A 15,114-nucleotide genomic window follows, 5' to 3' on the forward strand; every position below is an offset into this window, starting at 1 on the left:
GAAATTTAGTTAAGGTGTAAAATAGTACGCATGCGAACTATTAGATGGTCTAACTAATTAATTCTTTGGAGGTGAAGATTTGGAAGATAAGGAGCAGCAATTAGATGATATTTTCTCCTCTTTTCGCCGGATTAGCCATGCATTTCAGCAGTTGCTGTGGAAGGATGCCGAAGAGCTGGACATCACACCAACACAGTTGATGGTTCTCCGCAAAATATCTGCAAATCCCGATATTGGCATTACAGATCTTGCCGAGCTATTACATTTGGGGAACAGTGCAGCGAGCGGCGTAGTGGACCGGATGGTGAAAGCCGATTTGATCACAAGACAGCGCTCTGAGGTAGATCGGCGTATATACAACTTGGCGATTACTAAAAAGGGCAGAGAGATCAGGGAAAGAAGTAAGCAATCGCTCAGAAGACACTTACTTCCACTATCCAATATACCTGCCGAGGATGCAGGCGAATTACTTAGGATTCATACCGAAATCATTCAGATCTTAGAGCAGGGGAGAGACAAACAGAATTTATGAGTACAATTACAGGTAACGCTGCAGCGGCAACTAAGGGAATACGTAGAGGACCGATTATTGCAGCGCTCTTAATAGGTGCATTTGTCGCACTTTTGAACCAAACACTTCTTAATGTGGCATTGCCGAGCATAATGGACGATCTAAAAATCGCAACGAATACGGCACAGTGGCTAACAACGGGATTTATGCTCGTGAACGGTGTGCTGATACCGATTAGTGCGTTTCTGGTGGAAAAGTTTACGACCCGCCAGCTATTCATCACCGCGATGTCACTTTTTTCGTTAGGTACACTTGTCTGTGGAATCGGAACAGGCTTTGAAATGATCATGGTCGGCAGAGTCATTCAGGCGGTTGGCGCAGGGATTTTGATGCCGTTAATGAATATTGTGTTTCTTCGCATCTTCCCAATTGAAGAGCGGGGAAAAGCGATGGGGCTAATGGCGGTAGCCATGATTTTTGCACCAGCTGTAGGTCCAACGTTGTCAGGGTGGGTAGTTCAGAACTATTCTTGGCGCGTATTGTTCTTTATCGTTCTTCCGCTGGCTATTCTTTCTACCTTGCTAGGTATGAAAACAATGCAAAATGTAGGGCAAACAACTTCTCCGAAGCTGGATAAAACGGGTGTTATCCTGTCTACCATTGGTTTTGGGGGATTGTTGTACGGCTTCAGTGATGCTGGAACCGATGGTTGGGGAAGTGCAACAGTCATTACCTGCCTCATTGTGGGTGTGATTGCACTGGCTTTATTCGTATGGAGAGAGCTTAAGGCTGAGACACCACTGCTTGAGTTCCGGATTTTCAGATACAATATGTATTCACTCACGACATTAATCAATATCATCATTACGATGGCTTTATATTCGGGTATGATTTTGCTGCCGATTTATTTGCAGACGATCCGTGGCTTTACGCCAATGGAGTCCGGGCTTATGCTGTTGCCGGGAGCCATTCTAATGGGAATTATGTCTCCAATCACGGGGATTATATTTGATAAAATCGGGGCAAGATGGCTGTCTGTGGTAGGCCTGATTATTACAGTAATTACGACCTGGCAATTCAGCCAGCTTACAGACAGTACGACGTATACGCATATGATTATTACTTACACGGTTCGGATGTTAGGCATGTCGATGTTATCGATGCCGATTGTAACGGCTGGACTTAACCAGCTTCCACAGCGTTTAAGCTCGCATGGTACAGCAATGTCGAATACGTTGCGGACGGTCGGAGGCGCGCTGGGAATGGCGTTGTTCGTCAGTCTAATGACCAATAAGACGAAGAGCACAATCACTGATACGCTTATGAGCGGAACGGTTTCGTTAAACGATAAAGCAGCGATGCTTAAGCTTACGCAAGAGGCTACAATTAGCGGGGTTACGCATGCCTTTAACATTGCTACCTGGATCACTGTAGTTGCTTTGGTATTGGCTTTCTTTATTAAAAAGACTTCACCGCAGCCAGACTTCCTGAAGACGGAAGAAGTGCAGCCACAGCAGGACAATCAATAAAAAACTGGGTTAACAAAGAATGGAAAAAGGAGCGTCCTACGAACTGTTATGGTTCCGTAGGGCGCTTCTTTTGTTGTGATGCTATTAGTTAGCTGGAGACACAGCTGCAGGATCGCTCCAACGTTTCAGATGTGGCAGCTGCTCCGCGAGAAGTTTACGGGCAACATTCTCATCCATTCCTTCTTCGACCATATAGCCTGTACAAATGTCAGCCATTTCTTGCAACGTGATGTTAGGCTGTTTGAATGCGCCATTCTCATAGCAGTACACGCAGTAATCTTCGATCTTGTTGCCATTCTGGTCCGTTCCAAGCAATTCCGCCGTAGGCATTGGCATCCCACAGCTTTGACAAATTTTAAGATCTCCTTGCTCTACATGTTCATGTCCCATATTTAACACTCCTTTAAAGGTATGCAAGCTCTCGAGCGCCCGCTTTAAGTTCAGTATAGAACAATAAACCTGACGGCATTCCGTCAGGTTTATTGTTAGGTTGTATATTTTGCTGCTATGCCTGCTGCAAGCTGCCCCAGCTTTTGCCGAATATGCGGTGGCTCTAAGATTTCTACATGCATCCCGAAGCTTAGCAGGAAACCATACAGCCATCCATCCTCAGGATAGTTGATGGTTACCTTGTAACCTCCATTACCGTCGGGCAGTAGCTCGGTAGAATCAAACCGCTCTTCCGCTAGATGTTTGCTTTCAGCCTTAAACTGCAAAACGATGGGTGTTGCTGTTGTTACGGTTGATCTCTGATACTCGTTGCTCCAAGGCAGCTCGCTTGCATCCACATCTTTTGCAATAAAAACTTGGGTATTCTTAACGAGCTCTTTCATGCGCAACAGCTTAAATAGACGGAAATCCTGACGATTGAGACAAAATCCATATAAGTACCATGCTTGCCCCTTTAGCACTAAAGTATAGGGCTCTACCGAACGCTGGCTTGTCTGACCCGCAGCATCCACATAATCAAAGTTTACGGTCACGCTTTCCTCAAGTGCTTCTTTTAGAGTGGCAAGCTTTTCTTCCAGAATACGTTGAAGACCCCATGGGGAGAAGTCGATGATGAGCTGAGTCGTTTTGCTGCGGAAGGCGGCGGATTGGGAGGGCGGGATTACGCTGCTGATTTTTTCCATGAGCAGAGTATGTTCATTTCCTCCATAAGACGAGACGCTCTGCAGAGCCGTGAAAATATCCGCCAGCTCACGATCCGTCAAAACATTGCGGTCCAGCCGGTATCCTTCCATAAGCCCGATCCCACCGTTCGCTCCCTGATAGGTGACGATAGGAATTCCGGCTCCATTAATGCTTTCAATATCACGATAAATCGTGCGCACAGATACCTCGAACATATCGGCTAGCTCCTTCGCCTGAATTAGGCGGCGGTTCATTAGCAGGATAACGATAGAGAGCAATCGATCTATTTTCAAAAGACAATTCCTTCTTTCCCGGAGATTTCCGTGAAGTAATGCTGTATTTCATCTTAGCAAATCCTTGAAAATAAAGCATTGTCATAAATTAATGATTCGATTAATATCTAATTAGATATATGTATAAATAGATGAAATGAGGTTTATTTTATGAATAATCACTCAGCTGTTGCGATGTTTAGGAGTCATAAGGGATATTCACGATTGTTCACAGCCGGCTTGATCAATGGAATTGGTGATCGTTTTACTAGCGTTGCAGTACTGGCGCTGGTTCTGCAGTTGACGGGATCAGGCATGGCGGTAGGGATTTCGTTAGGTGTGAGACTGTTTCCTTATTTATTTCTGGCCCCGCTTGGAGGCATACTTAGCAGCAAAATTCCACGCAAATATATCATGATAGCTACAGATATGCTGAGGGTCCCAGTAGCCTTAGCCTTTTTATGGGTGGATGGGGAGGAGAAGCTGTGGTTGTTATATATGGCAAGTTTTTTGCTGGCAGCGGGTGAAGCCATTTACAGCCCTGTTCGTAGGTCCACTATCCCCTTGCTCGTCACCAAAGATTCTCTGCTGACCGTCAACGGACTAGAGCAGTTAATGAGCGGCTGCGTGCTGATCCTTGGAGCGTTCAGTGGAGGGGTGGTGTCGATGTGGTTTGGTCCGGAGGCAGCGTTCATTATGAATGCAGTGTCTTTTTTAATCGCAGCGATGTTAATTTACGGTATCGATTTTCCACAACATTCGGAAATGGTGACGGTGGCTAAGAAGGCTACATATTCTCCTGAGGGGGACTTAGAAAAATCCGATAAAGAAGCACAATACGGTCGGCTGCGTGCTCTGGGAATGGTAATTGGCGGAAGCTTAACGTTGCAGGTCATTTTCGGTTATGAGCTGTTGGTGCCGTTGCTAAATGGTCTGGATAATGTACTGATCAGTGTCTATGCGATACAGGTATTTCACGCGGGGGATATTGGAGTGGGGGCATTTTATGCGGCGCTTGGCATCGGTCTTAGCCTTAGTTTTTTTACCTCACGTTATTTAAAAAAGGGGCTGCTGATTGTAGCCATCGGAGGGCTTTTACTAGAAGGAGTATTATTGATGGGCATCAGTGTCAGCAATCATTTTGCGGTAGCATTTATGTTATACATCCTGCTGTCATTTGCCGGGGGGACGGGGAATGCCTGTCTGGATACGCTCGTTATGCAGGAAACCCCATCTGCTATGCAGCCCTTTGTGTTTGGACTCCTGTCTGCAGTAGGAAATACGCTGCTGGGATTATCTATGCTGTTCGCCGGGTGGCTATTAGAAGGGGTAGAACCAAGAATGGTAGGGTTTGCTGGGGGAGCGGGATTTGCCATAGTTGCGCTTTTACTCGCAGGATACGCGGGGGTACGCAGCAAGAAAAAACGTACTTAAAAAGGGCGGTGGCTTCACCGTCCCTTGGAAGTTTTTTTAACCTGAGTCTGTAGCTTAATGGCAGCTTTGCGCGGGAACAGGCGGATGCTTATCTTTTTGCGGTAGCGATACAGGATTACAAGGGCAGCTATAGCTACACCGCCAGAGATAATCCATAGTGCATATAACTCGAATAAATGGAAAATACCCATCCACTGCGGACCAAATACCCGTCCTATGCCAAGAAACAGCACTACCCAGAATAATGCTCCACTATAAGCGTAGAGGGCGAATTTACGGAAGGGCAGCGCAACTATACCAGCAAAATAGCCGGTAAAGTGACGAACGCCTGGAATAAAATATCCGATGGAAATAAGGATACTGCCGTATTTCTCGAACCATTTTTGCGTTTTATCCAGCTTGGCAGGGGAGAACAGCAACCACTTTCCGTATCGCTGGATGAAGGGCATTCCGGCTTTTAAGCCGACAAAATAGGTGAGGGTCATCCCCGCTGTGGTCCCAGCAAACGCCACTAGAATCAACGTTATGAAATCAAGTCTTCCCGTATAGGAAAGAAAACCTGCAAAAGCCATGGTAGTTTCTCCGGGAAACGGCAAGGCAACAAATTCGAGCAGCAATCCAAAAAATAATACGCTATATCCATATTTGCTGAATAATTCTTGTATAAAGTTCAGCATTTCCATAAGATTCTCACTCTCCAAGGGGCAGTTGCCTTATTCTATTTTGAAGCTTGTCTTCATACAATCTACCAAATGGCTTTTGAGCCAATAGAATGCTGGAGGTAGAGAAGATGAAAGGTAACAAAAACACTCACGGCCGCCGAAACTTGATAAGCGGATTGCTTGTTATGGTTGTAATCGTCATCGTAATGCTGGGATGGAACGCAGGGGAGAGTGTAGATTCTTGGATGAATCGTTCATTACATTCCGCAAGCGCGGAGTCTGTCTCTGTTAAGAATAATCTCCCGTTAGTGGCGATGCAAGAATTGCCTCCTAAAGCAGAGTCCATTGTGACTGCTTCTCCAGAAGTTAAATTGAATTCCAGTACGGCACAAGTATCCAAGGTGTCGACAACATATTCAGCAATTACGGCCGCAAAGAAAGCTTCAAAAACGGTCTATATTACATTTGACGACGGACCGAGTGACAATACCTTCAACGTTCTAAAAATTTTACAGCAGCAAGGTGTGAAGGCGACCTTTTTTGTCCTTGGTAATCAAGCGAAAAGCCATCCAGAGCTAATTAATGCCATATGGGAACAAGGACATGCTATTGGCAATCATACCTATAATCATAATTACCATGATTTATATAGTGGATTCACTGAATTTTGGAGCCAGATTAAAAAGACCGAAGAAATTGTTCGGGGCATTACAGGGGTTCGCCCACAACTTATCCGCGCCCCGGGCGGAACCTTTGATCACTTTGATAATACCTACTTCAATTTGTTGAAGCAAGCCGGTTATATCGTTACGGATTGGACGGTGGACAGCGGGGATTCTAAACGCAAAGGGGTACCGGCGTCAGAAATCTTAAAAGAGTCAACTGCAGATCTGAAGTCCTCTCGGGTTATTCTGCTGCTGCATGATGGCGGCGGCCATCAGGAGAGTGTTAAAGCACTGCCTGATATTATTGCGCGTTATAAGGCTGCTGGGTACAGCTTTGGCCTTTTAGATGAGACGGTGGAGCCTGTACAATTCAGAGTCTCCTCAAAAGCAAATAGCTTGGGCAGAGTGAAACCTTCGGAAGCTTGGATCACCTCGAATATCATACCGAATGCAGAGCTGTTTGCGCCCGGCAAACCTTTGGTGCTGGAGGTTGGAAAGCTGGAGACGAAGCTGGCGCCAGGTGAATATGCTCTGCAAAAAGGGAAATATATGGTGCCACTTCGCGCTGTGATCGAACGGCTGGGAGGGCAGATTAGTTGGGATGCGGGCAGTCGCAGTGGGAAGATTGCCTGGAACGGCAAAGATATCATCGCGGATGTGGCGAACAAGGAACTCCTGTTAAATCTTCCTGATCATGTTCAAAAGATAAACGGTGCCAGTGTGGAGATGATTGGCGGTTCTATCTGGGTATCGCTGCGTGAGCTGCTGGAGACAGCCGATCATCCTCCTTTAAATATAAGCGTGACGGAAGGTGAGCGCCGGATAATAGCCTTCTGAGATTTAGCGCTCAGGCAGTTTTTTTAAAAGAAAAAAACAATGTCTGGGCACCCTTTTTCATGGGAAGAATAGATAGTAATAAGTTCCTCAGCTGGGAACAAGTCTAGACCCAAAGGAAGGGTGTTCGTTCCATTGTCCTCTTCAAAAAAAGTAGAACACAAATTAAATAACAAGACTGAAAGAGTTAGAAGCTATCCGCGTAGCCGTAGTGCGTTGGCTGAATGGCTGCGGATGCTGACTGTGGCTGGAATTATAGGTGTTTTATATGCATGGCGCGGAGGCGCATCACTCTTATTTCTGCTGATCGCTGTAGGCGTTATCATGGTTGGCGGACTGATTGTTCAACTTTCAGGTCCACGGGCGATAAAGATTGAACGGACAATCACTCCAGTAAGACCGATAGCTGGAAGTACACTGCTTGTGAAGGTACGGGTGAATTTCTCTGCCCGGCTTCCACTGCCATGGCTGACTATCGCTGATTTTTGGAGGGATAGAGGACATCACAAGCTACTGTTTCCGGGATTCAGACGCTCTTTTGAATACACCTACCTTCTTGAGAATATGCCGCGGGGACATCATCATTTGCAGGGCTGTAGAGTAACTTGGGGAGATTTGCCCGGCTGGTTCACAGGCCGATCTGAGCCTGCTGAAGAGCATAGCGTTAAAGTGCTGCCAGCCCCCCTATATTATGGCGGAGCAGTCCCGGATAGCGGCTTTATTAGCGGTAATTCGCTCTATTCCAGAAGGGGAAGAAGCAGCAATGATGAGACCATGGAATCGCGGGAATATGAGCCCGGTGATCCGCTTAGCCGAATTCATTGGAAGAACAGCGCCCGGCTAGGAAATCTGCAGAGCAAAGTTCCAGAGCGTGAAAAGGCAAGAATGAGCTGTATCGTGTTGGCTAATGATCCCAAAAGCTATGAGATTCCAGCCAATGCACTTACACCTCGTGGCAGTCGGGAGGAGCAGCCTCCGGTATTTGAGAAGGCGGTGTCAACGGCGATGGGGCTGATGCTCTTTGCTGAGCAGTCAGGTGCTTATGTCCAGTTATTTAGCGGAGGCTGGCCGGAAGGAATGGCTAGGCATGAAGGACTGGGTAAAATCCCAGGGAGAGTGCTGGATATTCTAACTGATATTTCTCCGAATGGAACAAGAACCCTGTCCGAGCTGTTGGAGGATGCTTCTAGAGGCTGGATTCCGGGAATGACCGTTGCTATAGTGACCGGAAGATTAGAGGAACAATCCGCTAAGGTTATCGCTAAATTCTTAGTGCAAGGTGTAAAAGTTGAGCTCTATTATGCTTGGGATCAGCCAGCTCCGCTGCCTGCTGAGGTAATGCTGCAGGAGATCCGCCAGCCTGTACGGGGAACGGTCGGGGATAGTCTGGGTCGTCTGGGAGCACGGATGTTTTGTCTGGATGATGCATTGCCAGCTTACAGGCTCAGGGAGGTAGAGTACCATGAATCATCCGGAAAACCAACGCTACGGTAAGCGGATACCGGGTGACACAAGCTTCTCTATGAATGAGCACAGTGGGAAGGAACCAAAGCAGCTCCATTTGGAAAAACTGGAGAACAGTCATGCCGATAAACAGAGAAAGATACCTCTGTATTATCGCATGCTGTTCTCTTTGGCTATTTTGGGGCTGTTTTTAGAATGGCTGCTCCCTTTATATAGAACGACTTCATTGGAAGATACTGCTAGATTGCTGCAGGTTCTGATGATTTCTGCTGCCGTGCTGTTGATGTGGGGAATCCTTCAGATTCCCGGGTGGCTATTGCTAAGTATCCAATGTTTGATGATCGGAACAGCTTGGCTATATCTATGCAGCGAGAGCGTAGGGACAGGATGGCTGGGCATTTATGCATTAGAAATTCCAAATGATCTGATTTTGCTCTTTTCCGGGCATGTTTCTCAGCTAAGCGAGATCAGCAGACTTTTGATTTTGATTGTTGGCTGGGGGCTGCTGGTATCTTCGGTGCAGCAGCTTGCACTTTTCAGAGGTAGTACGCTGCTGTTTACAGCGGTGACCCTCATTTATCTATTAGTTCTGGATATTGGCTTTGGCGTTAATACGACAACGGATGTTGTAATATCAGTGGGGCTTATTGTATGGATGCAAGCAATGAGTGGTTTGCTCCGTCTGCGGGAACGGGTGGGCAGCTTTCACCTGCCGTATGCCCGATGGGGAGTTTTGGCATTAGCGGCTGCTATATTCGTCATGATGACAGCATGGTTTGGTGGGCAGGTATATGAAGTACGACCGCCTAACCAAACTACACTCCAGTCAACCTTTGAAAAGCTGCAGGAATGGGCTTCGGGCCATATGCCGGAAGATAATGAGGCTATACCTGCAGGAACAACAGGGTATAGTACAAATGATGGAGAACTGGGTGCTCCATTATCACGCAATACCGAGCCAGTCTTCACAGCATTGACCAGCCAGCGTACCTATTGGCGCGGGGAGAGCATTGCCTATTATGACGGTCGCCGTTGGATCAGAGGGGGTGAGGAATTTACTCCGCTTAACTTGTCCAGCCTGCCTCAGATTCCGGCGACGGTAACCACTACTAATGGGGGGCGGACTTTGCAACAGCGGATACAATTTGCTATTCCCTCTTCCGGTGGAATTCCTGTATTCAATGCGGGTACCCTAACAGATGTTGAGACAGTTCAACTATCCAATGGCAGCCAGCTTGGTTATGTTCTGGCGAATAAGGACAGGGATACCTTTCGTCTGCCAGATTCGGTGGGGTCAACTCGGATCACTGAGTATATAGTTGATTCTATACTTCCCGAGAGTAATCCAGTACTGCTGCGCGGTTTGGGTGACGCTGATCCACGAGAAATAAAGAATAAATACTTGCAGCTGCCTGATTTATTACCTGAGCGAGTGAAAGCTCTGGCAGAGAAGCTCACAGCTTCCTCGGGCAACCGATATGACTCCGCAACCGCTATTCGGGATTATTTGCAAAACGGGTATTCTTACACGCTGGATACCATGGTTCCGCCAGCTGGGGCTGATTTTGTGGATCATTTCCTGTTTGAGACCAAACAGGGTTACTGTGTGCATTTTGCCACAGCGATGACCGTATTGCTGCGAAGCACAGGTATTCCAGCGCGTTATGTTCAAGGCTACGGACCTGGAACCCAGCAGGAGGAAGCCATGCCGGCGAAGTATTTAGTCACCCAAGGGGATGCGCATGCTTGGGTAGAGGTTTATTTTGCCGGCGCAGGTTGGGTTCCTTTCGATCCGACGCCGGGTCCTGCGCTTGCGGCTGGCTTCCCTGCGCCGGCACGGCCTGCGGCCGCAGCAGTCGCACCGCAAGCAACGCGCAGCGCGGAACTGCCCGCCCTGCCGCTGGCGGGCGGGCCCTTTTCAGCGCCGCTGACTGCCGCGGCGCTGCTTCCCGCCGCCGCTTGGCGCTGGCGGCGCAGCCTGGCTCTGCTGCTGGCCGCGCGTCGCGGCAGCAGCTTGAGCCGTGAGAGGCAGCTGCGCGCGGCCTCTCTGGCTTGGCACGGGCTGGCGGAGCGGTTTGGACCGCCGCCGCCCGGCGTTACTGGCAGGGAGTATGTGGACTCCCTGCGGATTTACGATGCCGGACTAGATGTAGCCGTCCGGCAGTTTGTCCGCCAGTGGGAGACCCTGGCGTACGCGCCAGCTTCGGCCTCCACAGCCGTGATCTCTGCCCGCGACAATCCCGTAGACTCCGCTCCCGCCCTTGGCGGCGAACCTGCGGCTTCTGATGCGGCCGCGTTTATTCGCGAATGTCTGCTCATTACCTTCCGTTTAACATAAACGGCTAATAACGCTTAGATCCGCTATCTAATTTATGCCATAGCAAGGAAGGTTCTGCATGAAGTTTTATCACTCTCTGATTATGAGAGGCGTGTCCTCCTTTCCTTGACGATGAGAATTAACCATGAGTATAATGAATCCAATAATCAAGGGAGGCACGTAATGAACAAGCCAAATGAAATTATCGTCGTTCTCGATTTTGGGGGACAATACAACCAACTTATCGCGCGCAGAATTCGGGACCTGGGAGTATACAGCGAACTTTTGCCGTACAATACGCCAGTTGACAAGATTAAAGCACTTTCGCCTAAAGGAATTGTCTTCTCCGGCGGACCTAGCAGTGTATACGCTGAAGATGCACCACACGTAGATCCGGCTATTTATGATCTAGGAGTGCCGATCTTCGGTATTTGTTATGGTATGCAGCTGATGGCTCATCAGCTTGATGGTAAAGTAGAACGATCGGCTAAACGGGAATATGGTAAAGCTGATGTTGACTTTGCAGAAGGAACTGCTTTAGTTGCAGGATTGGAGAACCGCCAGACTGTATGGATGAGCCACGGTGACCATGTAGTTGAGCTTCCAACAGGCTTCAAGCTGGATGCAGGTACAGAAAGTGCTCCAATTGCAGCAATGAGCAACGCGGAGCGCAAACTGTTCGCTGTGCAATTCCACCCAGAAGTACGTCACTCCGTTCAAGGTAACGAGATGATCTCGAACTTCTTATACCAAGTTTGTGGTTGCGACGGCAAATGGACAATGGAATCGTTTATCGATGAAGCCGTTCAAGATATTCGTAATCAAGTCGGAGATAAAAAAGTACTCTGCGCTCTTAGTGGCGGAGTGGATTCTTCCGTTGTGGCTATGCTTATCCACCGTGCAATCGGAGATCAATTGACCTGTATGTTTATTGACCACGGCCTTCTGCGTAAAGGTGAAGCAGAAAGCGTTATGGAGACTTTCGTAGGCAAATTCGATATTCATGTAGTGAAAATCGATGCACGCGAACGCTTCATGAGCAAACTTGCAGGTGTTGAAGACCCTGAGCAAAAACGTAAAATCATTGGTAACGAGTTTATCTACTGCTTCGACGAAGAGTCAGCTAAGCTCGGAGATTTTTCATTCCTTGCACAAGGTACGCTTTATACGGATATCGTTGAGAGTGGAACAGCTACAGCGCAAACCATTAAGTCCCACCACAATGTGGGCGGCCTGCCAGAAGATATGAAATTCAGCTTGATCGAGCCGCTAAACACCTTGTTTAAGGATGAAGTTCGTAAACTCGGTGAAGAGCTGGGTATGCCACGTGCGATCGTATGGCGTCAGCCTTTCCCAGGTCCAGGTCTTGCTATTCGTGTCTTGGGTGAAGTAACAGAGGACAAGCTTACCATCGTTCGTGATTCTGACTACATTCTGCAAGAAGAAATTGCTAAAGCGGGATTAGACCGTGAAATTTGGCAATACTTCACTGCCCTGCCTAACATGAAGAGTGTCGGAGTTATGGGTGATGCTCGTACGTATTCCTACACAGTAGGTGTTCGTGCAGTAACTTCCATCGATGGCATGACCGCTGACTGGGCACGTATCCCATGGGATGTTCTTGAAAAAATCTCTGTACGTATTGTCAACGAAGTTGAGAATGTAAACCGCGTAGTGTATGACATTACTTCGAAACCACCTGCAACGATTGAGTGGGAATAGCATATAGCAATAAGAAACCTGCAGCTCCTTATTTATTAAGGGACTGCAGGTTTTTTATTAACCGTGAAGCTTGTGACGGACCCTATATAGCAACTTTAGAGAATGTGATAAACTGGGAAAAATATACTTACAGGAGCCATTAGAATGGGATTCTCACTTATTGGAACACTAATAGCTATGGTTATTCTTGCCCCAAGTTTACTGATGATTAAGTTTCCGCCCGATCATGTTCCCAGCGGTTTAAAAGATGCCGGCATCGTCTACACTCTTTTGGAGAGAGTAGGGCAGTTGGGGTGTATAGCCATTCTTGCGATTTCAAAGGATAACTTTGAAAATGTAGAATTCGGGATCTGGGCTGCACTTATCTTTGTGTTTATCACGATTTATTACGGTTTATGGATTCGTTATATGGTTAAGGGACAGCAATTCAGATTATTATGGGCTCCATTATTGTTTCTTCCGATTCCCATGGCAGTTCTCCCTGTTTGTGCATTTGGATTTGCGGCTATATGGGGCAGATCTTTCTGGTTGGGTATTGCAGTGATTTGTTTAGCTATAGGGCATTTTGCTAATTCTTGGCATAGCTATCAGTATTCCAAAGGACAATAAGCTAGGGAACATCGAAATTGTTTTATAGGGAAAAATACCCATTTGATAAGGCTTTTGATAGTTAATAAGCTGCATGATTTAAAGGATTTTGGGGTTGAAGTTAAAGATAAAAATGTATGAATTACGAACAATAGAAAAAATAAAGTCGAAAATGTTCGCTTTTTTCATTGACAACTTATGTGATGTCCCCCTAAAATGATAAAGCACAACAACATAATTCTTTCGTATATTTCCGGGAATAGGCCTGGAAGTTTCTACGAGGTCACCGTAATGACCTGGCTACGATTAAGAAGAGCTGAGCAACCCGTATTGTCCTGAATCTAGGGCTATAGTCATGGGTGCTACTCTTTTTTTCGAGCCGGTGTCGATCAGATACCGGCTTTTTGTTGCTGTCAGCCACAACATACCTTAGGGGGAGAACAATTTGAATCGGTTTTTCAAGTTGAAAGAGAACGGCACTACAGTACGTACAGAGATAATGGCCGGCTTGACTACGTTCATGGCTATGGCTTACATCCTGTCGGTTAATCCGAGCACATTAACAGCATTTGGCCGCATCGATATGGGCTGGTACTCTGTATTTCTAGCGACTGCGCTGGCAGCAGGTATTTTCACCATTGCAATGGGCGTGTTTATAAACTTTCCAGTAGCATTGGCACCAGGTATGGGACTTAATGCATACTTTGCTTCCGTAATTTTGTCTTCTGCAACCTCAGAACATCCATTCACTTGGCAAATGGGTCTGACCGCAGTATTTATTTCCGGTTTGATCTTCATCCTGCTTACGGTTACCCGAGTGCGGCAGATCTTACTGACAGCCATTCCTGACAGCTTAAAGCATGCCATTACCGTAGGTATCGGGATGTTCATTACAATCCTTGGGCTTAAGAACAGTGGTTTGATGACGATTGGTGTCGAAGCTGGTAAAGATATTTCCGCCAATACATTCACAGATGTCCTATCCTTTGAAACAATCATTCATATGGGTAGTCTAGAGAACACTGATGTACAGTTGGTAATTATCGGATTGCTTCTTATTTCCATCCTGATGGTACTGCAAGTTAAAGGTGCGATTTTATTCGGTATCTTGGGTACAACCCTCGCGGGTATACTGATGGGTGTAGTTGATTTTGGCTCTTTGTCCAGTCCAACAACTCCTTGGGTGCCTGACCTGACGCAATTGAACTTTTTCGAATTTGACTGGGATGGTATCCTGCACACCGGTATTGTTTCAGCAATCGCAACATTCACTTTTGTAGAATTGTTCGATACATTTGGTACACTTGTAGGTACTGCTCAACGCGCTGGTATTATGGACAACCCTGAAGAAGGTAACAAACGTGTAGGTAATGCAATGTTTGTCGATGCCATCGCTGTAGCTGGTGGTGCGGCATTGGGTACTTCCACTACTACTGCTTTTGTAGAAAGCGCGGCAGGTGTTGCTGAAGGTGGACGTACAGGTCTTACAGCTGTAACAACGGGTGTGTGCTTCTTGCTTGCGTTATTCCTTGCACCAATAGTGGCTCTGATCCCTGGATCTGCTACAGCCGCAGCATTGATTGTCGTAGGCGTGCTCATGGCACAATCGATTCGCGAAATTGATTTTCAAGATATGGTTGTTGCGATTCCAGCGTTCCTTACTCTAGTAATCATGCCTTTCACTTATAATATTGCTAATGGTATTTCCTTTGGCATCGTAACTTATGTAATCCTTGCTTGTGTAGCTAACCTTGCTGGCAAGAAAAAATACGATATTCACTGGATGATGTGGGTACTTGCTATTCTGATTATTCTCCGTTATGTATTTCTTGGTAGTGCGGGCTAACTCATATATAGCATACAGATGTGCATTCAACGGCTCCTTCATAACTGAGGGGGCCCTTTTTTTATATTTTTGTTGGCACTTAACCATTCAGCCTAGTCTATGTTTCTAGCTTTTCATCATCTATGATTTAGATTAT

At 46.8% G+C, this 15,114-nt stretch carries 12 protein-coding genes and 1 riboswitch; of the genes, 9 read left to right on the top strand and 3 right to left on the bottom strand.

Going from position 1 to position 15,114, the window contains the following annotated elements; all coding sequences use genetic code 11:
• The first annotated feature begins 79 nt into the window (after positions 1 to 79).
• Complete coding sequence (locus MHI25_RS03525) at positions 80 to 532, top strand: MarR family transcriptional regulator (RefSeq protein WP_340394977.1); 453 nt, start codon at positions 80 to 82, stop codon at positions 530 to 532.
• Positions 529 to 2,040 (top strand): DHA2 family efflux MFS transporter permease subunit, encoded by a 1,512-nt coding sequence (locus MHI25_RS03530; RefSeq protein ID WP_076106051.1) that lies wholly within the window; start codon positions 529 to 531, stop codon positions 2,038 to 2,040. Before MHI25_RS03525 ends, MHI25_RS03530 begins: the two co-directional genes overlap by 4 nt.
• Positions 2,041 to 2,124: 84 nt before the next feature.
• Here MHI25_RS03530 and MHI25_RS03535 read toward each other — a convergent pair whose 3' ends face one another.
• Together MHI25_RS03535 and MHI25_RS03540 are read right to left on the bottom strand one after the other, a co-directional pair.
• A complete protein-coding gene (locus MHI25_RS03535) occupies positions 2,125 to 2,430 on the bottom strand; it encodes a zinc ribbon domain-containing protein (RefSeq protein ID WP_052096752.1) in 306 nt (101 codons plus the stop codon).
• A 95-nt stretch (positions 2,431 to 2,525) separates the two neighbouring features.
• Entirely contained in the window at positions 2,526 to 3,467 is a 942-nt protein-coding gene (locus tag MHI25_RS03540; RefSeq protein ID WP_076130530.1) for a YafY family protein, read from the bottom strand.
• 150 nt (positions 3,468 to 3,617) lie between these two features.
• Between MHI25_RS03540 and MHI25_RS03545 the strand changes: the two genes are divergently transcribed.
• On the top strand, positions 3,618 to 4,880 hold the full coding sequence (locus tag MHI25_RS03545) for an MFS transporter (RefSeq protein ID WP_340394978.1): 1,263 nt from the start codon (positions 3,618 to 3,620) through the stop codon (positions 4,878 to 4,880).
• Between the two features lie 14 nt (positions 4,881 to 4,894).
• On the opposite strand, the gene MHI25_RS03550 is transcribed toward MHI25_RS03545, so the two are convergent.
• Positions 4,895 to 5,563, bottom strand: coding sequence for a DedA family protein (locus tag MHI25_RS03550; RefSeq protein ID WP_076106058.1), 669 nt, complete (start codon positions 5,561 to 5,563; stop codon positions 4,895 to 4,897).
• A 107-nt stretch (positions 5,564 to 5,670) separates the two neighbouring features.
• On the opposite strand from MHI25_RS03550, the gene MHI25_RS03555 reads away from it, so the two are divergent.
• The 6 genes from MHI25_RS03555 (at position 5,671) to MHI25_RS03580 (ending at position 14,978) form a co-directional block, all read left to right on the top strand.
• On the top strand, positions 5,671 to 7,044 hold the full coding sequence (locus MHI25_RS03555) for a polysaccharide deacetylase family protein (RefSeq protein WP_339171146.1): 1,374 nt from the start codon (positions 5,671 to 5,673) through the stop codon (positions 7,042 to 7,044).
• A 132-nt stretch (positions 7,045 to 7,176) separates the two neighbouring features.
• Complete coding sequence (locus MHI25_RS03560) at positions 7,177 to 8,535, top strand: DUF58 domain-containing protein (protein WP_076310655.1); 1,359 nt, start codon at positions 7,177 to 7,179, stop codon at positions 8,533 to 8,535.
• Positions 8,504 to 10,843, top strand: a complete 2,340-nt coding sequence (locus MHI25_RS03565) for a transglutaminase domain-containing protein (RefSeq protein WP_340394979.1) — start codon at positions 8,504 to 8,506, stop codon at positions 10,841 to 10,843. The genes MHI25_RS03560 and MHI25_RS03565 overlap by 32 nt, the downstream gene beginning before the upstream one ends.
• 162 nt (positions 10,844 to 11,005) lie before the next feature.
• Entirely contained in the window at positions 11,006 to 12,544 is a 1,539-nt protein-coding gene (gene guaA / locus MHI25_RS03570; protein WP_076101410.1) for a glutamine-hydrolyzing GMP synthase, read from the top strand.
• Positions 12,545 to 12,688: 144 nt separating this feature from the next.
• A complete protein-coding gene (locus tag MHI25_RS03575; RefSeq protein ID WP_076106071.1) occupies positions 12,689 to 13,153 on the top strand; it encodes a hypothetical protein in 465 nt (154 codons plus the stop codon).
• A gap of 202 nt (positions 13,154 to 13,355) precedes the next feature.
• Positions 13,356 to 13,455: riboswitch (purine riboswitch) on the top strand.
• Between the two features lie 122 nt (positions 13,456 to 13,577).
• The gene (locus tag MHI25_RS03580; protein WP_036679893.1) at positions 13,578 to 14,978 is read left to right on the top strand and encodes an NCS2 family permease; all 1,401 of its coding nucleotides are present in this window, start codon (positions 13,578 to 13,580) and stop codon (positions 14,976 to 14,978) included.
• The last annotated feature ends 136 nt before the right edge of the window (positions 14,979 to 15,114 follow it).

This window comes from Paenibacillus sp. FSL E2-0177, from assembly GCF_037992975.1.
Lineage (GTDB): Bacteria > Bacillota > Bacilli > Paenibacillales > Paenibacillaceae > Paenibacillus_AQ > Paenibacillus_AQ odorifer.